Raw genomic sequence first — 22,775 nt, forward strand, 5'->3', positions numbered from 1 at the left:
GGTTGACTCATCCTTTTATCTGTGATTTTCCACAGCTATTCCGCCTGGCTTCACCTGCGTTCACGCCACACTATTATTCAAGCGAGACTGCCATGGCAAACGGCCCTTTATCCTCTGAAACGTCTGAAGAGGCGCGTCATCGGTTGCGCCTGGCGCTGTCACGTTATTATAAACTTGAGCAGTTTGACCTCTTCTTTACCCCCTCACTGCATGTGGCTCAGGTGCTGCTCTCTCAGCTGTTTCTGCGCCAGGAGCAGACGCGCAATCAGACCCGCTACGCCTCACACTATCCGGTTACCGAACTCAGCGTTCTGCCCGCGATCCCCCTGATAGCCGGTAACATCACGCTGGTGCCGCACGTCGACTTACCGGATGGTCGGGTGCGCCCGCTGCGGGAGTGCCAGCGCCACGGCGTGACGGAAGCGAGCGAGAGCTTCGCCAGCGTGCTGCATCACAAACTGATCGACGAAGCCCGTCTGTTTGTGACCCGACTGGATCGGCATGCGGAGATCTGCAGCGATCTGGTGCTGGTGGCGCTAAGAACGCACGACTTCAGCACCCTGGTACGCAGTGAACTGCGTCTGTTTGAACAGGGGCTGACGCTGCCCGCCATCGACGAGGCGCTGCATCGCCTCAACGATCCGCAGTGGCGGCCTTACAATGCCGCCACCGTCGATGCGCTTTCACTTTCAGGGCCGCTGTCGCTCAACTCCAGCCATCAGCCCGGTCTGCCCTTTGCCAGCTTTACGCTCCCGGCACCGCTGTTCGCCAGGCTGTCGGACGCCGATGATGTGGTGAAGTGGCCGCAGCAGGCGCGGCTGCAGCTGAATGCCAACGTGCGCGGCAGCGGTAAAAAAAGCGTGAATATGACCCATTATCTGAGCCGCCGGCTGCAGTATTTGCTCGGCACCGGCATGAAATCTGAAAAAGCGTCAGGCAGACCAGCCGGGTCTGGTTTCGCGCCATAAAGCCAGTAAAGTAGCCCTGAGCGATCCGCGCCCTTCCTTGTGATGAGCGGGTCATAATGGTATGTTCTTCGCCTTCAAGATAGATCAATGCGATTCGCAAGGGGATTTACGCAATGCGTATTATTCTGCTCGGAGCTCCGGGCGCAGGTAAGGGGACTCAGGCCCAATTCATCATGGAGAAGTACGGCATTCCGCAAATCTCCACTGGCGACATGTTGCGTGCAGCAGTGAAAGCAGGCAGCGAGTTGGGCAACCAGGCGAAAGCCATCATGGATGCTGGCAAACTGGTGACCGATGAGCTGGTGATTGCGCTGGTTAAAGAGCGTATCACCCAGGAAGATTGCAAAAACGGTTTCCTGCTGGACGGTTTCCCGCGCACCATTCCTCAGGCGGATGCAATGAAAGAAGCCGGGATCACCGTTGATCACGTGCTGGAGTTCGCTGTACCGGACGAACTGATCGTCGAACGTATCGTGGGTCGTCGCGTGCATGCGCCGTCAGGCCGCGTCTATCACGTCACCTTCAATCCACCGAAAGTGGAAGGCAAAGATGATGTGACCGGTGAAGAGCTCACCACGCGCAAAGACGATCAGGAAGAGACCGTGCGTAAGCGTCTGGTGGAATACCATGAGATGACCGCGCCGCTGATTGCTTACTACAGCAAAGAAGCGGAAGCGGGCAACACCGCCTATCACAAAATCGACGGCACCCGTAAGGTGTCCGAAGTGAGTGCTGAGCTGGCTAAGATTCTGGGCTAAGCTCACCGGGGCCGGGATTACCGGCCCCTTTTGCAGTAATTGCTTTTACCTCCCACTAATTCCGCTACAATTTCCCTGTTTTCACGCATCCCCGTTGTTATCAAGGAACTCCAATGAGGCAAGATAAGCCCGGCGTGTTACTGGTTAATTTAGGTACGCCAGACGCCCCTACCACACCTGCTGTTAAACGTTATCTGAAACAGTTTTTAAGCGATCCTCGCGTGGTCGATGCGCCGCGCTGGCTCTGGTGGCCGGTTCTCAATGCCGTCATTCTGCCGTTTCGCTCACCGCGCGTATCGAAGCTTTACGCTTCGGTCTGGATGGAAGGGGGATCGCCGTTGCTGGTCTATAGCCAGCGTCAGCGCGACGCCCTGGCGGCCCGCGTCGATATGCCGGTTGAACTGGGTATGAGCTACGGCAATCCCAGCCTGAAAAGCGCCGTGGATAAGCTGATGGCGCAGGGCGTGACCCGCCTGATTGTGCTGCCGCTCTATCCGCAATTCTCCTGCTCCACCGTGGCGGCGGTGTGGGATGGCCTGACCAGCGTCTTCAGAGCGTATCGCTCATTGCCTGAGGTGCAGTTTATTCGCGACTACGCCGAGCATCCGGCCTATATCGCCGCGCTGAAAGCCTCTGTGGAGCAATCCTTTGCGCGGCACGGTCAGCCCGATCTGCTGGTGTTATCCTTCCACGGCATTCCACAGCGCTTTGCCAACGAAGGTGATGACTATCCGCAGCGCTGCGCGGATACCACAGCGGCCCTGGTGAAAGCGCTCGGCCTGCGTGAGGATCAGTACATGATGACCTTCCAGTCACGTTTTGGCCGTGAGCCCTGGCTGATGCCCTACACCGACAAAACGATGGAAAGCCTGCCTGCGAAGGGGATTAAACATGTTCAGGTGATGAGTCCGGGCTTCTCGTCAGACTGCCTGGAGACGCTGGAGGAGATCAGTGGTGAAAACTGCGAAATCTTCATGCACGCCGGCGGCGAGAAGTTTGAGTACATTCCCGCACTGAACGCCGATGACGCGCACATCGACATGATGGTGCAACTGGTCAACGCACGTCGTTAAAGCAGAGGCGGAGAGTGTGATATCATTCTCCGCCTGTTTTTCCAGACGGCACTTCCGATGAAATTTCCCGGCAAACGCAAATCTAAACACTACTTTCCCGTCAGCGCACGCGATCCCCTGTTACAGCCGACTCAGACCGACGTTGATGCGGGCAGCTGGGTGGTGGGTATCGACCAGACGCTGGTGGATATCGAAGCAAAAGTCGATGACGCTTTTCTGTCACGATACGGCCTGAGTGCCGGGCACTCACTGGTCATCGACAATGATGTCGCGGAAGCGCTGTACAGCGAGCTGATGCGTGACGGGCTCATCACCCATCAGTTTGCCGGTGGCACCATCGGTAACACGCTGCATAACTTTTCGGTGCTGGCCGATGATCGCTCGGTCCTGCTGGGCGTGATGTGTAACAACATCCAGATTGGCGGCTACGCCTATCGCTATCTCTGCAACACCTCAAGCCGGGTAGATCTCAACTTCCTTCAGGGAGTGGATGGCGCGATCGGTCGCTGCTTCACGCTGATTGGCGAGCATGGCGAGCGCACCTTTGCTATCAGCCCCGGTCAGATGAATCAGCTTCATCCGGATAGTGTGCCGGAAGACGTAATTGCCGGGGCCTCGGCGCTGGTTCTCACCTCCTATCTGGTGCGCTGTGCTGAGGGTGAGCCGATGCCGCAGGCGACGCTGCGCGCGATTGAGTATGCCAAACGCCATCATGTGCCGGTGGTGCTGACGCTGGGCACCAAACATGTGATTGGCGACAACCCTCAGTTCTGGCGTGACTTCCTGCGTGACCATGTCAGCATCGTGGCGATGAATGAAGAGGAAGCGCTGGCACTGACCGGGGAGTCCGATCCGCTGCTCGCCGCGGATATGGCGCTGGAGTGGGTGGATCTGGTGCTCTGTACCGCTGGCCCAATCGGGCTCTATATGGCGGGGTACACCGAGGAAGAGTTCAAACGCAAAACCAACCATCCGCTGCTGCCTGGCGCGATTGCGGAGTTCAATCAGTATGAGTTCAGCCGGGTGATGCGCCAGCAGGATTGCCAGCAGCCGCTGCGTGTCTTCTCGCATATCGCGCCTTATATGGGCGGCCCGGAGAAGATCATGAACACCAACGGCGCGGGGGATGGGGCGCTGGCGGCGTTACTGCATGATATTACCGCCAACACCTATCACAGTCTGAACGTGCCCAACTCCAGTAAACATGCGCGTCCTTATCTGACCTACTCGTCGCTGGCGCAGGTGTGTAAGTACGCCAACCGTGTCAGCTATCAGGTGCTGAACCAGCATTCGCCGCGTTTAACCCGCGGACTGCCGGAACGCGAGGACAGCCTGGAAGAGTCCTACTGGGATCGGTAAAGCGGGTCGCGACAGGATATAAAAAAGGCCCTTCTGAACAGCAGGGCCTTAAATGACTGTCAGCGTCTGGCTCGTTTAGCGGTGAGATCGGGCCTGCTTAGGGAACACGGTCAGATCGGAAAGTCGCTTAAGCCATCCCTGGCCGCTCGGCCCGCACAATTACGCACCTCATCCCTGAGGTGCGCCCGTTGCCGGGCCAACGCTTCGCGTTGTTCAAAAACGTTCCTGACGTTTTTGTCCCTGGTGCGGGACGCTTTCCTCCTCTGACCATGTTCTCTGCGCGTTGAGTTTATTCGTTGCTGTAAAATTCACCCTGAATGGGATATGTCAGTAATTTGCCGGGACTTGTTAAACAGGCTTCAGCGCACTACATCACAGGGCTGTAAATCCTCGCCCTGCGTCATCTCATCCTGCAGGATCTGCAGCATGCTGCTGGCGATCTCACGCTCACCCATCACGACGCGGGATGCACCGCGTTCCATGATGTATTCCACTTCATCGTCGTAGTGGGCGCGGGCGATAATCTCAATGTTCTGGTGTTTTTCACGCGCGGCGGTGACCACTTCACCCGCCTCATAGCCATTCGGGATAGTGAGTAACAGCCAGCGGGCGCAGTCCAGTCGTGCCAGTTCCATGGTTTCAGCGCGGGCCGCGTTGCCCAGCACCGCTTTGATACCCTGCTCGCGCAGCGCTTCGACCCGCGGACGGGAGTTTTCAACCACCACCAGTGGCACATTCGCCTCCAGCAGCTTCTGACCAATCAGGCTGCCCACCCGGCCATAACCAACAATCACCGCGTGATTGCAAAAATCGACCGGAATCTGCTTCTCTTCTTCGATGGCCTCTTCCAGCGTCTGCTCTTCCATGGTTTCGGTTTTCGCCAGAAAACGCTCCAGCAGGGTAAACAGAATCGGGTTGAGCATAATCGACAGAATAGCGGCGGCCAGCACCAGGTTGCGCCCCTCATCGCTGAGCAGGCCGAGTGAGATACCCAGACCCGCCAGGATAAAGGCGAACTCACCGATCTGCGCCAGACTGACCGAAATGGTCAGCGCCGTGCGACGCGAATGGCCGAGCAGTGACACCAGCAGCCAGGCGGCGACTGACTTGCCGACCACAATAATCACCAGCGCACCCAGCACGGCCAGCGGCTGCGTTACCAGAATGGAAGGGTCAAACAGCATCCCCACCGAGACGAAGAACAGCACCGCAAAGGCATCGCGCAGCGGCAGGGTATCGCGTGCCGCGCGGTGGCTCAGTTCGGACTCGTTGAGCACCATACCGGCGAAAAACGCACCCAGCGCAAACGAAACATCGAAAAATTCAACCGCGCCAAACGCGATACCCAGCGCCAGGGCTAACACGGCCAGGGTAAAGAGTTCACGTGAACCGGTCGCCGCGCTACGGGCGAGGATCCAGGGCACAGCCCGGCGTCCCACGACCATCATCAGCACCATAAAGGCCGCCACTTTGCCGATGGTCCACAGCAGATCCCAGGCCAGCAGGCCGGCGCTGGCGTTGCCCTGTTCCATCATGCCGGCAATCGCAGGCAGCAGCACCAGCGTCAACACCATCACCAGATCTTCAACAATCAGCCAGCCAATCGCAATCTGCCCGCGCTGGCTATCGATCAGCTGTCGCTCCTCTAACGCGCGCAGCAACACCACGGTACTGGCGGTAGAGAGGCAGAGGCCAAAGACCAGGCCGGTCATCCATGACCAGCCCAGCGTCCAGGACAATCCCATTCCCAGTAAGGTCGCGACGGCGATCTGCGCGATGGCACCGGGAATGGCGATCGACTTTACCGACATGAGATCTTTCATTGAGAAGTGCAGGCCGACACCGAACATCAGCAGGATAACGCCGAGTTCAGCCAGCTCAGGGGCCAGGTTGGTATCGGCAACGAAACCGGGGGTAAAAGGGCCGGCCAGCACGCCGGCCATCAGGTAACCAACCAGCGGGGAGATACGCAGGCGATTCGCCAGCATCCCAAGGAGAAATGCCAGAACCAGCGCTCCGACAATGGTAGTGATCAACGGGGTGGTGTGATGCATGCCTGTCTCCTTGTATGCAAATGTATCCGCTTGTAACAAACGAGTTTAATGTAAAATCACACCTTCCGCTGAGCAATTTGCGGGAATAGCGTAAAAAAACCGGAAAAAAAGCCAATTACACAATCGGAAGGCCATTTCTGCTCATTATCGGCAATACTGGCTGAGTTTGCGGTTCAGCAAGAGCAGGATAAATAAAAATTATCATGAGTAAATGCCGGCAGTCTGACACAAATAGCCGGTAAATGGCCTCTCAGAGCGGCTAAAACCCGTCAGCCCCTCTTTTTGCAGGAGTAAACAATCAGTTAACAATAGAGCGCACTGCCGGTTAAGGTGACGCTTGCAGACAGGGAGCCTGCGATACGGTGCCCGCCCCCGGTTCTGCTGGCGGCATTGCGCGGACCGGTGCAGCTGGCGTGATGCGCATTGGCCTTGAGTTCGCCGGGAGAATGTGCGACACAGTGGGGCAATGCGGCCGGGAATTCGGGCCAGGGGAAAATTAAGGAGAATGTCAGTGGTGTTTTCAAAATGGACAGGGGCGGGCGTCGCGCTGCTGATGGCGCTGTTTCCGCTGTTTTCACAGGCCGCCCAGGCCGACCGCAGCTATCGCTTCAGCGTGCTGCACACAAACGATGAGCATGGCCATTTCTGGTTTAATGAACAGGGCGAGTATGGTCTGGCGGCACAGAAAACGCTGATGGACACGATGCGCTATGACGTGCAGGCCAGAGGCGGCGGCGCACTGATCCTCTCCGCCGGGGATGTGAACACCGGGGTGCCGGAGTCTGACGAGCTGGATGCAGAACCTGATTTTCGGGCGATGAACCTGATTGGTTATGACGCCATGGCGCTGGGCAATCATGAGTTTGATAAGCCGATTGCGGTGCTGCGTAAGCAGGAGAAGTGGGCGCGCTTCCCGCTGCTGGCTGCCAACGTCTATCAGAAAAGCACCGGTCAGCGGATGTTTAAACCCTGGGCGGTCTTTAACCGTCTCGGACTGAAAATCGCGGTTGTCGGGCTGATCACGCCTGACACGGCGAAGCTGGCTAACCCTGAAGGACTGAAAGATACCGACTTCCGCGATCCGATTGCTGAAGCCGTGAAGGCGGTGGCCGAACTGCGCGCCACAGAGAAGCCGGATGTGATTATCGCGCTGACCCATCTTGGTCACTATGACGATGGCAACCATGGCAGCAACGGCATTGATGATGTCACCCTGGCGCGCAGCCTGCCCGCCGGGACAATCAATCTGATTGTCGGCGGTCATTCGCATGACGCCGTCTGTATGGAAAAAGAGAACGTCAGCGTGAAAAATTATCAGCCTGGTCAGCCATGCCAGCCTGATAAGCAAAATGGCATCTGGATTATGCAGGCCGATAAGTGGGGCAGATATGTCGGACGCGGCGATTTTACCTTCCGCAACGGTCAGGTGACGCTGGAGGCGTATCAGCTGGTGCCGGTGAATCTTAAACACCGGGTGAAAAACGCCGATGGCAGCGAAACCTGGCTCACCTGGCAGGAGGAGATCCCTAAAAACAGCGCGATGATGAAACTACTGATGCCGTTCCAGAAGCGGGCGGAGGCGAAGTTAACCGTCAATGTCGGCAGCGCCGACGGCGAGTTCAGCGGTGAAAAAGAGCAGGTTCGCTTTGAGCAGACCAACCTCGGCCAGCTGATTCTGCGCGCCCAGATGGCGCACACGCAGGCGGATTTTGCCGTGATGAGCGGCGGTGGCATTCGCACCTCGCTGAAATCGGGCAAACTCAGCTGGCGGGATCTGCTGCAGGTTCAGCCGTTTGGCAATCAGGTGGTCTCTGTCAGCCTGACCGGCGCGGAGATTAAAAAATATCTGGATGTGGTTGCCAATATTCAGCCGGACACGGGGGGCTACGCCCAGTTTGCCGGGATCAGCCTGACCGCGGATGGAAAGCAGGTCAGCGACGTCATGATCAACGGCAAGCCGCTGCAGGAGACGCAGCACTATCGTATGGCGACCAACAGCTTTAATGCGGCAGGCGGCGACGGTTATCCGCGTCTGGATAACCACGCGGGCTATCGCAATAGCGGAGCGGTGGATGCGCAGGTACTGCGTGAATGGATTAACGCCCATTCGCCGCTTAAAGCCAGTGACTATCAGCCCAAAGGCCAGATCGTACATCTGACCGATGAGCAGATCCGGGCGCGGGATGAGGCGGCCGAAAAAGCGCGTAAGCGTAACTACCCGAAAATGATTCTGGCGTGGATCTGGCCGTGGGGGAACGAAACAGCCCGCACGCATTGAACGCACCGGGAGGCGTCTGCGCCTCCCGATTTTCTCATGCCCGGCAGTGGCGACGCCTGATCCAGCGGGCGCGGAGCTGGTCCCAGCCCCAGTTATAAGCGAGGGTAAACGGCAGGAAGAAGAGGAAAAAGGCCACTTCCACCAGAAACGCCTGCCACAGGGTAATATCCAGCATCAGGGCGGCAATCGGCAGACCGATCAGGATAAAGCCACCTTCAAATCCCAGCGCATGAACGGCACGCACGACGGGCCCGCGTTTCTCGCCCGGCGCATAGATCCGATCAAACCCGGCGTTGTAGATCATGTTCCACAGCATCGCCGCGGTTGAAAGCATAATCGCCAGCGATCCCATCTGAAACAGCGGCTTATTCATCACCCAGGCCGCCAGCGGCGAAACGGTCAGAATCGCCAGCGTCTCAAAACAGACGGCATGAAGAATACGTTCTTTAAGTGAGCGGGTACGCATTGTGTTTTCTCCTTCAATCATGCGGCGCATTTTCCCATCGCAGGATGCTAAGATAAAATGAACACCTATCGGAAAAAGCGATGGAACGAATGCGATACTCCCCGGAATCCCTTGAGGCTTTTATGCAGACGGTGGCGAGCGGCTCCTTTTCTGCGGCTGCGCGCGCGCTGGGCAAAAGCCAGTCCACCATCAGTGCAGCGGTGGCCAGTTTAGAAGACGATCTCGGTTTTGCGCTGTTTGACCGTGCCGGTCGTCAGCCCATCCTGACGGAACAGGGGCACCGCGTACTGCCTCAGGTTCAGCAGATTCTGGCCGCCAGTGAACGGCTGGATGCGCTGGCGATACGCCTGTCGCAGGGGGTGGAGCCCCGGCTCAGTTTTGCCATGTCCGATTTCTGGCAAACCGATCATCATGAACAGCTGCTGAAACAGCTTGATGCCCGCTACCCGGAGCTGGAACTGGAGTGCATGATTGCGGAAGATGAGGATGTGCTGGACCTGCTGCAGGCCGGGCGGGTCCATCTGGGCGTCGTGCGGGCGCAACCCAATCTGCCGGTGGATATCGCGGTGGCGCGACTGCAGGTTGAAGCACAGATGGCCATCTTTTTACATCGCGATCACCCGCTGGCAAAGGCGGAGATCCTCAGCGAAAGCCAGCTGGAGCCGGTTCGGCATCTGCGGCTTAACACCTGGGTTGAAGCGCACCAGCCAAAACCGATGGGGCGTATCTGGTCTGCGCCCACCTATCTGTTACTGCTGGAGATGGCGGAACAGGGATTTGGCTGGACGATTCTGCCGCGCTGGCTGGTGAAACAATTCGGGCATGGCGTGTTGAAAGAGCTGTCGCTGCCGGGCTGGCCGCAGCATATCGCTGTTGAGGTGGTCTGGTCACGCCGCACGCCACCCGGTCCGGCGGGGCGCTGGATGATAGACCAGCTCTGTGCTCAGCCACGGGTTTAATCGTGGCGGGCAATATCCGCAAACGGCGCATCCAGCAGTCGTGAAAGATCGCCAGGTGCCAGTTCGATATCCAGCCCCCGTTTGCCGCCGGAGATAAACATGGCGCTGAACGCGCTGGCGGAGCGATCGATGACGGTAGGCAGTCGTTTTTTCTGTCCCAGCGGGCTGATCCCCCCCACCAGATAGCCGGTGACCCGTTGTGCCAGCTGCGGGTCGGCCATATCCGCTTTTTTTGCGCCCAGCGCCTTTGCCACCTTCTTCAGATCCAGCTGCGTCGAAACCGGCGTAATCGCCACCGCCAGCTGCTTCGCCTCGCCGTTAAGGGCGACCAGCAGCGTTTTATAGACCTGGCGCGCATCCAGATTGAGCTTGCGCACCGCTTCGTCTCCAAAATGGGTTTCGTTGCTGTCATGCTCATAGGGATGCAGGGTAAAACTGACCTTCTGTTTTTCCAGCAATTTTACGGCGGGCGTCATACGGGTTCCTTACTCAGAAAAATCTTATTACGCTTAATGATGGAAAAAGGTGGCGGAATTTTGTTCTTTGAGTGAAAATTGGCCGCGCGCCAGCAATTCGGTTGCTGAGCGATAACCAAAATCATAAACAAATTCCTCTTTGACGAGCCGATAATCTTATCGGCTCTCTTTTTTTTCAGGGCCTCTTCAGCATCTCAGGCAGGTTATCTTCGCCATAGAGGTGCAGCGCCCCCACCGCCACCACATAGTTGCCCGCCGCCAGACTCTGCAGGCTTTTACACCACTGCGCATTACGCTGACCGATCAGGGTATCGTTCAGCGTCTGGCTGAACGTGGAGGGCAGGGTGATATCTGGCTGACGGGGTGGCGTATCGAGCCACCAGCTCACCATCATCTGCAGCAGCCGGGCATTGGTGTGCCAGTGCAGCAGCGTATCCTGTAACAGGGCCATACCGTCATCGGGCAGCGCGGTCAGCAGGGCAATCTGCGCATCGGCGCCTTCCAGCTCAATCACCGGTTTGTTCAGACCTTTCGCGGCCTGCAACAGCTGATAATCAATGCCGTAATCAGGCCGTAATCCCAGCCTCTGCGCCTGCTGTGCCTGTAACATCAGCGCCACCTGCCACGCAGGCAGATGATCAAACTGGCTCAGTGTCAGGCTCATCTCCTGACAGAGTGCGCTGAGCCTCTGCATCGCCTGGTCATCGAGCCGGGAGGCGAGGGCAGGGCGATCGCCAGCGTGATCAAAGGGTGAGCCGCCCTGGGTAATATCCGCTTCCACAATCAGCGCATCAGCCTGCTGCAGCTGACGCAACAGGCGGGCGGGCAGCGGCTGCATGTCGCGGGTCCCCATGTGGATGCTGCCAACCAGATGCAGCTGACGGTCGCCAAGCCGGACATCCATTGCCGGCCAGCGGTAACTGGCGGGGAAAAGCTGGCCGATAAAGCCGCGCAGTGAGCGCCAGAGGTTGCCTGTCATTCCCGGTCCTTTGCGATGTAAAACCCCATGCTAGCGACTTCAGCGAGGGAAAAACAGCGCCGGAACGACGATCACGGGCGCGGTGGCCGGTAACGCAGCAGGCGATTGGCATTGCTGACCACCGTAATCGAGGAGAGCGCCATCGCCGCACCGGCCACAATCGGACTGAGCAGCGTGCCGGTCAGCGGATAGAGCACGCCTGCCGCCACCGGAATACCGATGCTGTTATAAACAAAGGCTCCGAAGAGGTTCTGCCGGATATTGCGCAGTGTCGCCGATGAGAGGGCTAGCGCATCCGCCACGCTGTTAAGGTCAGCGCGCATCAGGGTAATCCCTGCGGTTTCGACAGCCACATCACTGCCGCCGCCCATGGCAATACCCACGTCGGCCTGCGCCAGCGCGGGCGCGTCATTGATACCGTCTCCGACCATCGCCACGCGATGCCCCTGCTGCTGTAACTGGGTAATCGCTGCCGCTTTGCCTTCCGGCAGAACGCCTGCAATAACCTCATCAATGCCCGCTTCGGCAGCAATGGCGCGCGCGGTCGTCTCGTGGTCCCCGGTAAGCATCATCAGACGATAACCCTGCTGATGCAGGCGCTGGAGGGCGGCCCGGCTTTCCGGTCGCAGCCTGTCGCGCAGCGCGATTAATCCGACCAGCTCACCCTGTTCAGCCAGCAACACAGGGGTGGCGCCCTGCTGCGTCAGGCGCACAATCTCTGCTTCCGCTATCCGGCAATCGACGCCGTTCTCCTGCATCAGTGCCGCATTACCCAGCAGCAGCGTTCTGCCATCCAGTATGCCGCTGACACCTTTGCCGCGTATTGTACGAAATTGCGCAACGGCAGGAGGCTGAGTCAGTTTCGCTTCAGCCACAATTGCTTTGGCCAGCGGATGCCCGGAGGTAAACTCCAGCGCGGCGGCCGCTGCGATCACCGATTCCCGGCTGGCTGTGCCCCAGGCCTGAACATCGCTGACCTGCGGCGTACCCGCGGTCAGGGTGCCGGTTTTATCAAATACCAGAGTGTCGATCTGGCTGGCGCGTTGCAGCGCATCGGCGTCACGAACCAGCACGCCCAGCTCGGCGGCGCGACCCACACCGGCAATGATCGACATCGGCGTCGCCAGTCCCAGTGCGCAGGGGCAGGCGATAATCAGCACCGTCGTCGCAATCACCAGCGTGTAGGCAATCTGCGGCTGTGGCCCGAACAGATACCACACGGCAGCGCTGAGAAGCGCAATCACCACCACCACCGGCACAAAGATGGCAGAGATGCGATCGGCCAGCCGGCCCACGTCGGGTTTACTGCTCTGTGCCTGCCGCACCAGCCGGATAATGCGCGACAGGGTCGTCTGCTCGCCGGTGGCTTTCGCGATGAACTCCACCGATCCATCCTGCACCAGGGTTCCGGCAAAAATCGCCGCACCCGGGCTTTTACTTTGTGGCACCGCTTCGCCGGTCAGCATCGCCTCATCAAACCAGCCTTCACCGCTGGCGATATCACCATCGACCGGCACCCGGTCGCCCGTGACCAGACGCAGCCGCATGCCGGGCTGCACCGCGCTGACCGGTATCAGCTGGTCACCCTGTTCGCCGACCTGGCGCGCCTGAGCCGGGGTCAGATCGAGCAGGCGCTCCAGCGCTTCTGACGAGCGCTGACGTGCGCGCTGCTCCAGGGCATGGCCCAGGTTGATCAGGCCCAGAATCATGACGCTGGCTTCAAAATAGAGATGGCGGGCCTGCGGCGGGAAGAAGCCCGGCCAGAGCACCACACTGAAAGAGTAGATCCAGGCCGCACTGGTGCCGAGTGCCACCAGCGTATCCATGGTGGCACTGCCGTTGCGCAGACTGCGCCAGGCACTGCGGTAAAAATGGCTGCCGGTAAGCACCATGATCAGCAGGGTAAGGCAGCCCAGCGTCAGCCAGAGGCGGTGGTTGCTGTCGGTGAGCATCATGTTGTCGCCCACCATGCCCCAGATCATCAGGGGCACGCCAAAGGCCAGCGCGACAGCCGCCTGCCAGCTAAAGCGGCGCATCGCGCTGCGGGCGCTCTGCTGCTGCTTTTCGCGCCGCTCCTGTTCATCATCAACCACCTGCGCGCCATAGCCTGCGGCATCGACAGCGGCCACCAGCGACTGCGGATCAGCATCACCCAGCACCAGCGCGCTGCGTTCACCGAGGTTAACCCGCGCCTGAGTGACGCCGGCAACCTGCTGCAGTGCTTTTTCTACCCGGCTGACACAGCTGGCGCAGCTCATCCCGTCGATCAGCAGCACATGAGTGGGAGCGGTTTTTTCTGCCGGCTGCGAGGCATTATCCGTTGTCAGCGCCTCCGGCGGCGGCTCCGATGCTGTCAACGGTTCAGACTTTGGGAAGGTGTCCGCCGGTTTCAGCGTCGCGTGATAGCCTGCCTGCTCCACGGTGGCGATCAGCGCAGCGGCCTCCGCATGACCGGTAACCTGGGCTTCCTGCAGCGTGACTTCCGCGTGGTCGACGTCGTCGCGCTGTTCCAGTGCCTCTTTCACGCGTTTGACGCAGTGTCCACAGGACAAGCCGTCCAGGGCCAGGGAAAGGGTATGTGACATAATCAGCTCCTCAGGTGAAGATATTTGACCGTTAAGCCAGTTTCGATTCATGCTTAAGCATAAACCTTCCATCAAGGGGAAGGTCAAGGGGACGAAAATGAACATCAGCGATGTGGCGAAAAAGACCGGGCTGACCAGCAAGGCGATCCGTTTTTACGAAGAGAAGGGGGTGGTCACGCCGCCAGTGCGCAGTGAAAATGGTTACCGCAGCTACAGCGGACACCATCTTGATGAGCTGAACCTGTTACGTCAGGCGCGGCAGGTGGGGTTCACGCTGGATGAGTGCCGTGAGCTGGTGGCGCTGTTTAATAATCCCTCGCGCCACAGTGCCGATGTTAAAGCCCGAACCCTGCAGAAAGCCGAAGAAATAGCCGCGCACATTGAAGAGCTGCACGCGATGCGGGCTCGTCTGCTGGCACTGGCAGACGCCTGTCCGGGCGACGAGAGCGCCGAATGCCCAATTATCAACAATCTGGCCGGGTGCTGCGCTCAGCGTGGCTGAATACGCAGCGTAATGCCTTCAATGCCGACTACGATCACCGGGGTGCCCGCCGGCAGATCCCGATCGGCCTCCACCCGCCAGCTGCTGTCTCCGATGCGCACGTGTCCGGTACGATTCTGCAAGGCAGTATCCAGCGTCAGCGTCGAACCGATCATCTGACGACCCCGCTGATTCAGCGCATTTGGAGCCTGATGCGCTTCGCGGTGCCGCATCCAGCGATACCATAAGAAGACGCAGACCAGCGTCAGCACAGCAAACGTTGCCCCCTGTGCCGTCCAGCTGAGCGGAACAAACCATTCAAAGACACCGACCAGCACCGCCGCCAGCCCGATCCAGAGCAGATAACCGCTGGTGCCCAGCATCTCCGCCGCCAGCAGCAACCCTCCCAGCGTCAGCCAGAACCAGTGCGGGTGCGCAATGATATCGACCAGCATCAGCGTTTCGACTCAGTGCGGGTTTCCTTCAGCAGTTCGCCGATGCCCGCAATCGAACCGAGCAGGCTGCTGGCATCCAGCGGCATCATCACCACTTTGCTGTTATTCCCTTCGCCGATTTTCTGCAGTGCATCGGTATATTTCTGCGCGACGAAATAGTTGATCGCCTGAATGTCCCCCGCGGCGATCGCTTCAGAGACCATTTTCGTGGCGTTGGCTTCCGCTTCTGCCTGACGTTCACGCGCTTCAGCCTGCAGGAAGGCCGAGGTCCGTTCCCCTTCGGCTTTGAGGATTTGCGACTGCTTATCCCCTTCAGCCCGCAGGATAGCAGCCTGACGCACCCCTTCAGCGGTCAGAATATCAGCGCGTTTGGTGCGCTCCGCTTTCATCTGCGCATTCATCGCGCCAACCAGCTCCTGCGGTGGACGGACATCGCGGATCTCTATACGGGTAATCTTGACGCCCCACGGATTGGTCGCTTCATCCACAATGTGCAGCAGGCGGGTGTTAATGCTGTCGCGCTGAGAGAGCATTTCATCCAGCTCCATGCTGCCCAGCACGGTGCGCATGTTAGTCATGGTGAGGTTCAGAATCGCCTGCTCAAGATTGCTGACCTCATAGGCGGCGCGCGCCGGGTCAACGACCTGAATAAAGCAGACCGCATCGATGGTGACGTTAGCATTGTCTTTGGAGATGATCTCCTGGGAGGGGATATCCAGCACCTGTTCCATCATGTTGATCCTGCGACCAACACGATCCATGAACGGCACCACCAGGCTCAGTCCGGGTTGCAGGGTGCGGGTATAACGGCCAAAACGTTCAACCGTCCATTGAAAACCTTGTGGCACAACCTTGACTGTCGCCCAGACAGCCACCAGTGCCAGCACAATCAGGGCAGGAATTACTGTTATCATACAACCTCCGCATTGTCAGAATAACGGGCCGAGTCGCTTCGGCCCGGGGTCTGCCGGTCAGTAAAGCAGGGAGTAGAGCTGACGACGGTAGCGCGCGGCAAGTGCATCGCCGGTGCCCAGCGCAGCCAGAATCTCCTGCAGCATTTTACGCGCCTGGCCATCCGCCGCATTCAGATCGGATTTCAGGAAGCTGAACAGCAGTTCCAGCGCCTCTTCATTCCGGCCCACCTGATGCAGCTGTAACGCAAGTTTAGCAGCCAGCCCGGCGTTAGCCGGCTCCGCTTCCAGCTGGGATTGCAGCTGCTGGATCTCCGGCGTGTCCGCCGCCTGTTTCAGCAGATCGATCTGCGCCATCAGGCTCTGATAACGGGTATCCTGATCCTGCAACGGCACCACTTTCAGCACCGCTTCCGCTTCATCGCTGCGGTTCAGCGTAATCAGTACGTCCGCCAGCAGGAAGCCGATTTCGCTGGACTGTTTGCTTAACTGCCACGCCTCTTTCAGTAGCGGCAGTGCTTCCAGCGGTTTCCCTTCCTGCATCAGCGCCATCGCCTGCTGGGCTTTCAGCTCTTCTTCGCGCGGCAGGACTTTTTCCAGCAGGGCGCGGATCGCCTCTTCCGGCTGCGGACCCTGGAAGCCGTCGACCGGCTGACCATCCTGGAACAGGTAGACGGTCGGGATAGAGCGCAGACCAAACTGCGCCGCCACGCGCTGCTCTCTGTCGCAATCCAGTCGGGCGAGAATAAACTGACCCGCATACTCCTGCGCCAGCCGCTCCAGCAGCGGCGTCAGTTCCAGGCAGTGCTGGCTGCGCTCAGACCAGAAGTAGAACAGCACCGGCAGCTGCATCGACTGCTCAAGGGTCTGCTGCAGGTTAGATTCGTTGATGTCGATGATCGAAGCATGTGGTGACATGGAGAAGTCTCTTTGCAAAAAGTGTTCTAAGAATATGGGGCCAACGGGCCCGGCTTCAAGCGCTAATGCCTGCGGCTGATTAATGGCTGCGCAAAATGCGATCCAGCATCCAGCCAGGCAGCAACCGTTTCAGCAGGCTCATCACGTGTGCGACCAGGGTCACCGGATAGCGTAAACGGGGATGCTGACTCTCGAGTGCGTGACGAAGTTTCGGCAGAATGGCTTCCGGTGGCAGGGTAAAACGGGCCGCGATGCCGGGATTGCGCACCGGATTGTGCTGTTCGCCCTGCGTCACGTTGTCGGTAAAGCGGGTCTGGATCGGGCCGGGCTCAATCAGGCTGACCCGGATGCCGCTGCTGCGTACTTCCAGCCGCAGCGCATCGCTCCAGGCTTCCAGTGCATATTTACTGGCGGCATACGCCCCGCGGCCGGGGGTCGAGATCAGTCCCAGCACCGAACTGGTGTTAACAATGCGTCCGTCGCCGCTGGCCTGCAGCGCGGGTAACAGCCGCAGCGTCAGCTGATGGACACCGAAAAAGTTGCTGGAAAACTGCTGTTCCAGCTGCTGGCGGGTCAGCGTCCGAAGCGGGCCATAGAGGCCAAAGCCAGCGTTGTTAAACAGCGCGTACAGACGGTTGTCGCAGAGTGCAATGACCGTGTCTGCGGCCTGATCCACGCTCTGCGGATCGTCAAGATCCAGCTGAAGTCCGGTAAAGCCCAGCGAACTCATGCGCGCGACATCGTCTGCTTTGCGACAGGCGGCGATCACCCGATAGCCGCGTGCCAGCAGATCCTGTGCGGCGACCAGGCCGATGCCACTGGAACAACCTGTAATCAGGATGGTTTTTTGCACAAATGCATACTCCTTCGGGTTTTATGTTTCTTCTGAATTAAGCTGTTATTTCTTTTGCATATATACCTGATTGTAAAGAGTCAGCATTTCACGTCTCCCCCTGGTATATCAGGATTCCGCCATAAAAATGTGTTTCTACAATAGCATCTTCATGATGTTCAGACCCATAGCGGGCATAAAGTAGTGTCATGGTGAAGTTATTGTTCCTGTTAGCATCATCTGACGAAATGATAGCGCTGGTGCGGTGCAGGAAGAAATGCAGGCCCTTTAATAAATTCGTTTGAAAGCACTTGTGAGTTTTGATTATTCTTTATCCAGTTTCAGAGCGGCAGGGATGGATGGAATATGGACATTAAGCAGGCTGCAGCCGGTATTGTCGATGGGCTCTCCTCTATACCTCATACGGCTTACATGGGGCTGGTCAGAAGCTGGGAGGGGAGCGGACTCGCGGGGGAAAGCATCCGACAACGAAACCAGGCTGAGACGGAGCGTTTTTTCCGTATGCTCAAAAGCCTGGGTAATGCTGAGTCACCTTTGCGCAGACTGATTACGCTTGTTTTCACCGCGTTTTATCAGAAGCTTAATGATGAAGGCAAAGAGGCTGTTAACAATAAACTGGGTTACGGCGCCGGAAGTGTTGCAGGAAGAACAGCCGGGCAGATTACACTGGCTCAGACAACGGCGAGTATAATGTTGCGTCGATTGGCTATTGACGAGGCGTACAGGCATTTCATCCGATTCAGTGCTTCAGTCTCCTTAAACGTAGTCATGCTCCAGGGAATAATTGAAGAGTCAGCAAGGGCATCTGAAAGGATGAGAACCCGGTATCCCGTTACGTACGGTAGGGTATCAAAAGATAATCTGGATTGGGTTTATTTCCTTGTTGAACGACAATTAGAGCCTTACCTTGTATTCATTGAGGGACATCCAATCAATTGCAAAGGAATACAGAATGAAATTTGTAAAATCATTAATTTCTCACGCAATTGAAGGAACCATTACTTTTTTAGCCGTGATTTTTGCAATGGGTTCTTTTTACTGGTTTGAAAACACATGGATGAAAATCGTCGGCTGTATTGGGGCACTGATAGCAGGCTATGTGATTTCATATGGAGCAGCGAAAATCAGGCAGACCTGAATTTGAATCGTTCTTTTTCCCAATGGCAGGCAATACAAAATAGAAAGCCGTTAAAGCCTGTTTTTAAAATCTAAGGCATACAGATCGGTCTTGATTCCTGCCTGCAGGCAGCAGGTTAAACGCAGACGTTGAACCCTGGTGTCATCTCTGACCCCAGGCTGACAAAAGCCACTCTTTTGAGTGGCTTAAATATATTAATTTGCTCATGTTGGCTTGAACCAGCGCAATCGGGAATAAGTCAGGTTCAGCCAGGAACGGCCCACACACTGTCGCGATTGTTAACTGAACCGATATAAGTTTTAAATATTATTAATTATCAGGCATTTTTTGCATTTCTTTACCCTTTTTGCCTATCCGATCGCGCTACGGCTGCTTAACTAAAGGGGCCAGCTCTTTCGCCATGAACCGGGCGATAAAAGGCTGGGCATCGGGATTGGGGTGGATGCCGTCCTGCTGCATCCATTCAGGTTTCAGATAGACCTGCTCCATGAAGAAGGGCACCAGCGGAATATTGTGTTGCTGCGCTAATCCCGGGTAGATGCCGCTGAACGCCTCGGTGTAGCGGCGACCATAGTTGGCCGGCAGGCGAATCTGCATCAGCAGCGGTTTCGCATTGGCGGCTTTGACATCTTCGATCACCTTACTCAGCGTCTGCGTAATGGTCGCGGGCGGGAAACCACGCAGTCCATCGTTACCGCCCAATTCGATTAACACCCATTGCGGCTGATGCTGTTTTAATAGCGCGGGCAGACGCGCCAGCCCCTGAGCGGAGGTATCACCGCTGATACTGGCGTTGATGACTTCAGGCTGCTGCTGCCACTGCTTGTTAAGCAGGCTGGGCCAGGCGGCCGTGGCGGACATACGATAGCCTGCACTCAGGCTGTCGCCCAGCACCATCAGGGTATCGGCAGCTGCAAACCGCGATACCAGCAGAAGAACCAATAACAGGAAGGGATAATGCCAGCGGAAAACATTGTTGAAGTTCATCATCTTACTAAGTCCGTCGGTCAGGGAGAGCATCAGTTGACCATCCTTACCGGAGTTGAGCTGGTTGTCAAACCAGCCGAGACCATTGCGCTGATAGGCGAGTCAGGTTCCGGTAAGTCAACGCTGCTGGGCATTCTGGCCGGGCTGGATGATGGCAGCAGCGGCGAAGTCCATCTGCTGGGGCAGGAGCTGCACCAGATGAACGAAGAGCAGCGAGCGGCCCTGCGCGCCCGGCAGGTCGGCTTTGTTTTTCAGTCGTTTATGCTGGTGCCAACCCTCAATGCGCTGGAGAACGTGCAGCTGCCCTCGCTGCTGCGTGGCGACAGTGACCGTCAGAGCCGTGAACAGGCGCGTGAACTTCTGACGCTGCTGGGGCTGGGGGAACGTCTGCACCATCTGCCGGCTCAGCTTTCCGGCGGCGAACAGCAGCGGGTCGCGCTGGCACGCGCCTTCAGTGGGCGGCCGGGTCTGCTGTTTGCCGATGAGCCGACCGGCAATCTTGACCGCAAAACCGGCGATCGCATCGCCGATCTGCTTTTTTCCCTTAACCGTGACTTTGCCACCACCCTGATTCTGGTGACACATGATGAGCAACTGGCGGCGCGCTGCGACCGTCGTCTCCGGCTGCGTGACGGTAAATTGTGGGAGGAGCAATGATCTGGCGCTGGTTCTGGCGCGAGTGGCGGTCGCCCTCGCTGCTGATTGTCTGGCTGGCCCTGACGCTGGCGGTAGCCTGCGTGCTGGCACTGGGATCGATCAGCGATCGGATGGAAAAAGGGCTGAATCAGCAGAGCCGTGATTTTATGGCGGGTGACCGCACGCTGCGCAGCACAGATGCGGCACCGGAAGCCTGGCTGGAGAAAGCGCAGCAGAGCGGTCTGACGGTCAGCCGTCAGCTGACCTTTATGACGATGACCTTTGCCGGTGAGTCGCCTCAGCTCGCCGCCGTGAAAGCGGTAGACGATCGCTATCCGATGGCTGGCACGTTGCAGACAGCCCCGCCAGGGCTGAAACCGCAGGCGGGCACCGCCCTGGCCGCGCCGCGCCTGATGGCGCTGCTGAATCTGAAAGTGGGCGATATGCTGGACGTGGGGGACACCCGGCTGCGGATAACCGGGGAGCTGATCCAGGAGCCGGATGGTGGCTTCAACCCCTTTGAAATGGCGCCGCGTCTGCTGATTAACCTGGCCGATGCCGCAAAAACCGGTGCAATTCAGCCCGGCAGTCGCCTGACCTGGCGCTATAAGTTTCTGGGTAATCCTGAAGCGCTGGCCCGCTATGACCGCTGGATTGAACCACAGCTGAAAACGGACCAGCGCTGGATCAGCGTCGACAATTCCGAAGATGCGCTGGGGCGATCCATGCAGCGGGCGCAGCAGTTTCTGCTGCTCTCGGCGCTGCTGACGCTGATGCTGGCGATAGCCGCCGTGGCGGTCGCCATGAGTCACTACTGTCGCAGCCGCTACGATCTGGTGGCGGTGCTGAAAACCCTGGGCGCTACGCAGGGTGCATTGCAGCGCCTGATTATCGGTCAGTGGCTGGCTGTGCTGCTGCTGGCGGCGATAGCCGGTGGCCTGGTGGGGCAGGGCGTGGAAGCGATGCTGATGGCGATGCTGAAACCGGTCCTGCCCGCCAGCTTACCCGCCGCCAGCCTCTGGCCGTGGATCTGGGCGGTGGGATCGCTGTTTGTGATTTCGCTGCTGGTCGGCCTGCGCCCCTACCGGCTGCTGCTGGCGACGCAGCCACTCCGCGTTCTGCGGCGTGATGCGGTCGCCAGCCTCTGGCCGCTGAAAATCTATATTCCGCTGATGGGCGGCGTGGTCGTTGCGCTGCTCGCTCTGCTGGTCGGCGGCAGTAAAATGCTCTGGGCGCTGCTGGCAGGTGTGGTGGTGCTGGCGGCACTGCTGGCCCTGCTCGGCTGGGGAACCCTGCTGCTGCTGCGCCGGCTGGTGGTGCGCAATCTGGCGTTACGGCTGGCTATCAACCGGTTGTTGCGCCAGCCCGGCATGACGCTGAGCCAGCTCGCGGCTTTTTCGTTCTCGTTTATGCTGCTGGCACTGCTGCTGGTGATGCGCGGCGATCTGCTGGATCGCTGGCAGCAGCAGCTACCGGCGGACAGCCCGAACTTCTTCCTGCTGAATATGACGGCCGATCAGGTGCCGCAGGTGCGCGATTTTCTGCAGTCGCACCAGATCAGGCCCGAAACCTTTTATCCGATTGCACGGGTGCGGCTCACCGGACTTAATGGCAAACCTGCCGACCCCGAACGGGATAACGCTCTCAACCGTGAACTTAACCTGACGGCCCTGGCGGAGCGCCCGGATCACAATCCGCTGGTGGCCGGCAGCTGGCCGCCTGGCGCGGGTGAAGTATCGATGGAAGTGGAACTGGCGGACAGGCTGGGCCTGAAGCTGGGTGATACCCTGACATTTGAAGGCGATACGCAGACCTTCAGTGCCCGCATCAGCAGTCTGCGCAAAGTGGACTGGGAGAGCCTGAAGCCAAACTTCTTTTTTATCTTTCCACCTGGGGCGCTCGACAGCCAGCCTCAGACCTGGCTCACCAGCTTCCGCATGGCGTCCGATCCCGCTCTGCTGGCCGCGCTTAACCGGGCCTTTCCGACGCTGAGCCTGCTGGATATCGGTGGCATCATGCGGCAGGTCGGTCAGGTGCTGACGCAGGTCAGTCAGGCGCTGGAGATTATGGTGGTGCTGGTCACCGCCTGCGGCATCCTGCTGCTGCTGGCGCAGATTCAGGTCGGTATGCGCCAGCGGCGTCAGGAGCTGGTGGTCTATCGCACGCTGGGTGCCGGCAGGCGACTGCTGCGCATCACGCTGTGGTGTGAGTTTGCACTGCTGGGGGTGGTTTCAGGTGTGGCGGCGGCCATAGGCGCGGAGGCGGCGCTGTGGGGATTGCAGCGTAAGATTTTCGACTTCCCGTGGCAGCCGGACTGGACACTGTGGCTGGCGTTGCCGTTGTGCGGTGCCCTGCTGTTATCGCTGTGTGGCGGCTGGCTGGGGATCCGGTTACTGAAAGGAAAGGCGCTGTTCAGGAAGTTTGATGCGGCGTAAGGGATA

General features: G+C 58.4%; 21 protein-coding genes. 11 read left to right on the forward strand and 10 right to left on the reverse strand.

Annotation, left to right across the window (positions count from 1 at the left end; genetic code table 11):
* Positions 1-92: 92 nt before the first annotated feature.
* From AC6I7A_RS04640 to AC6I7A_RS04655, 4 genes are all read left to right on the forward strand, one after another.
* Complete coding sequence (locus tag AC6I7A_RS04640) at positions 93-968, forward strand: DUF6024 family protein (RefSeq protein ID WP_009091632.1); 876 nt, start codon at positions 93-95, stop codon at positions 966-968.
* A gap of 113 nt (positions 969-1,081) precedes the next feature.
* Positions 1,082-1,726, forward strand: coding sequence for an adenylate kinase (gene adk / locus AC6I7A_RS04645; protein WP_009091630.1), 645 nt, complete (start codon positions 1,082-1,084; stop codon positions 1,724-1,726).
* 113 nt (positions 1,727-1,839) lie between these two features.
* Positions 1,840-2,799 (forward strand): ferrochelatase, encoded by a 960-nt coding sequence (gene hemH, locus AC6I7A_RS04650; protein ID WP_058956355.1) that lies wholly within the window; start codon positions 1,840-1,842, stop codon positions 2,797-2,799.
* 57 nt (positions 2,800-2,856) lie between these two features.
* Positions 2,857-4,158 carry an inosine/guanosine kinase gene (locus AC6I7A_RS04655; RefSeq protein WP_058956354.1) on the forward strand — a complete coding sequence of 434 codons (1,302 nt, stop codon included), beginning with the start codon at positions 2,857-2,859 and terminating at the stop codon, positions 4,156-4,158.
* A gap of 359 nt (positions 4,159-4,517) precedes the next feature.
* Here the strand turns inward: AC6I7A_RS04655 and ybaL are convergent, their stop codons facing one another.
* Complete coding sequence (gene ybaL / locus AC6I7A_RS04660) at positions 4,518-6,212, reverse strand: YbaL family putative K(+) efflux transporter (protein ID WP_009091623.1); 1,695 nt, start codon at positions 6,210-6,212, stop codon at positions 4,518-4,520.
* 505 nt (positions 6,213-6,717) lie between these two features.
* Between ybaL and ushA the strand changes: the two genes are divergently transcribed.
* Positions 6,718-8,490, forward strand: coding sequence for a bifunctional UDP-sugar hydrolase/5'-nucleotidase UshA (gene ushA, locus AC6I7A_RS04665; RefSeq protein WP_153009162.1), 1,773 nt, complete (start codon positions 6,718-6,720; stop codon positions 8,488-8,490).
* Between the two features lie 34 nt (positions 8,491-8,524).
* On the opposite strand, the gene AC6I7A_RS04670 is transcribed toward ushA, so the two are convergent.
* Positions 8,525-8,956, reverse strand: a complete 432-nt coding sequence (locus AC6I7A_RS04670) for a multidrug/biocide efflux PACE transporter (RefSeq protein ID WP_009091619.1) — start codon at positions 8,954-8,956, stop codon at positions 8,525-8,527.
* A gap of 89 nt (positions 8,957-9,045) precedes the next feature.
* Between AC6I7A_RS04670 and AC6I7A_RS04675 the strand changes: the two genes are divergently transcribed.
* The gene (locus AC6I7A_RS04675; RefSeq protein WP_058956353.1) at positions 9,046-9,915 is read left to right on the forward strand and encodes a LysR family transcriptional regulator; all 870 of its coding nucleotides are present in this window, start codon (positions 9,046-9,048) and stop codon (positions 9,913-9,915) included.
* On the opposite strand, the gene ybaK is transcribed toward AC6I7A_RS04675, so the two are convergent.
* The 3 genes from ybaK to copA all read right to left on the reverse strand — a co-directional run bounded on the left by ybaK (position 9,912) and on the right by copA (position 13,955).
* Positions 9,912-10,391: a Cys-tRNA(Pro)/Cys-tRNA(Cys) deacylase YbaK gene (gene ybaK, locus AC6I7A_RS04680; RefSeq protein WP_009091615.1), complete on the reverse strand. Its 480-nt coding sequence runs from the start codon at positions 10,389-10,391 to the stop codon at positions 9,912-9,914. The two genes, AC6I7A_RS04675 and ybaK, sit on opposite strands and share 4 nt — an antisense overlap.
* A 175-nt stretch (positions 10,392-10,566) precedes the next feature.
* A complete protein-coding gene (locus AC6I7A_RS04685) occupies positions 10,567-11,370 on the reverse strand; it encodes a TraB/GumN family protein (RefSeq protein ID WP_009091613.1) in 804 nt (267 codons plus the stop codon).
* 71 nt (positions 11,371-11,441) lie between these two features.
* The gene (gene copA / locus AC6I7A_RS04690; RefSeq protein WP_058956352.1) at positions 11,442-13,955 is read right to left on the reverse strand and encodes a copper-exporting P-type ATPase CopA; all 2,514 of its coding nucleotides are present in this window, start codon (positions 13,953-13,955) and stop codon (positions 11,442-11,444) included.
* A 97-nt stretch (positions 13,956-14,052) separates the two neighbouring features.
* Between copA and cueR the strand changes: the two genes are divergently transcribed.
* A complete protein-coding gene (cueR, locus tag AC6I7A_RS04695; RefSeq protein WP_009091609.1) occupies positions 14,053-14,457 on the forward strand; it encodes a Cu(I)-responsive transcriptional regulator in 405 nt (134 codons plus the stop codon).
* Here the strand turns inward: cueR and AC6I7A_RS04700 are convergent.
* The 4 genes from AC6I7A_RS04700 to AC6I7A_RS04715 form a co-directional block, all read right to left on the reverse strand.
* Entirely contained in the window at positions 14,445-14,891 is a 447-nt protein-coding gene (locus AC6I7A_RS04700) for an NfeD family protein (RefSeq protein ID WP_058956351.1), read from the reverse strand. The two genes, cueR and AC6I7A_RS04700, sit on opposite strands and share 13 nt — an antisense overlap.
* Positions 14,891-15,805, reverse strand: coding sequence for an SPFH domain-containing protein (locus tag AC6I7A_RS04705; protein WP_009091604.1), 915 nt, complete (start codon positions 15,803-15,805; stop codon positions 14,891-14,893). Before AC6I7A_RS04705 ends, AC6I7A_RS04700 begins: the two co-directional genes overlap by 1 nt.
* 57 nt (positions 15,806-15,862) lie before the next feature.
* Positions 15,863-16,720 (reverse strand): co-chaperone YbbN, encoded by an 858-nt coding sequence (locus tag AC6I7A_RS04710; RefSeq protein WP_058956350.1) that lies wholly within the window; start codon positions 16,718-16,720, stop codon positions 15,863-15,865.
* Between the two features lie 79 nt (positions 16,721-16,799).
* Positions 16,800-17,573, reverse strand: a complete 774-nt coding sequence (locus AC6I7A_RS04715) for an SDR family oxidoreductase (RefSeq protein ID WP_046101375.1) — start codon at positions 17,571-17,573, stop codon at positions 16,800-16,802.
* A 345-nt stretch (positions 17,574-17,918) separates the two neighbouring features.
* Here AC6I7A_RS04715 and AC6I7A_RS04720 point away from each other — a divergent pair, with 345 nt between their 5' ends.
* On the forward strand, positions 17,919-18,563 hold the full coding sequence (locus AC6I7A_RS04720) for an Ssp6 family T6SS pore-forming effector (protein ID WP_058956349.1): 645 nt from the start codon (positions 17,919-17,921) through the stop codon (positions 18,561-18,563).
* Positions 18,526-18,711 carry a hypothetical protein gene (locus AC6I7A_RS04725; RefSeq protein ID WP_140923293.1) on the forward strand — a complete coding sequence of 62 codons (186 nt, stop codon included), beginning with the start codon at positions 18,526-18,528 and terminating at the stop codon, positions 18,709-18,711. Before AC6I7A_RS04720 ends, AC6I7A_RS04725 begins: the two co-directional genes overlap by 38 nt.
* A 363-nt stretch (positions 18,712-19,074) precedes the next feature.
* Here the strand turns inward: AC6I7A_RS04725 and tesA are convergent, their stop codons facing one another.
* Positions 19,075-19,701: a multifunctional acyl-CoA thioesterase I/protease I/lysophospholipase L1 gene (tesA, locus tag AC6I7A_RS04730; RefSeq protein ID WP_140028190.1), complete on the reverse strand. Its 627-nt coding sequence runs from the start codon at positions 19,699-19,701 to the stop codon at positions 19,075-19,077.
* On the opposite strand from tesA, the gene ybbA reads away from it, so the two are divergent.
* The gene (gene ybbA, locus AC6I7A_RS04735; RefSeq protein WP_058956347.1) at positions 19,669-20,355 is read left to right on the forward strand and encodes a putative ABC transporter ATP-binding protein YbbA; all 687 of its coding nucleotides are present in this window, start codon (positions 19,669-19,671) and stop codon (positions 20,353-20,355) included. The genes tesA and ybbA overlap by 33 nt on opposite strands.
* Entirely contained in the window at positions 20,352-22,769 is a 2,418-nt protein-coding gene (gene ybbP, locus AC6I7A_RS04740) for a putative ABC transporter permease subunit YbbP (protein ID WP_058956346.1), read from the forward strand. Before ybbA ends, ybbP begins: the two co-directional genes overlap by 4 nt.
* The last annotated feature ends 6 nt before the right edge of the window (positions 22,770-22,775 follow it).

It is taken from the genome of Type-F symbiont of Plautia stali, assembly GCF_059731105.1.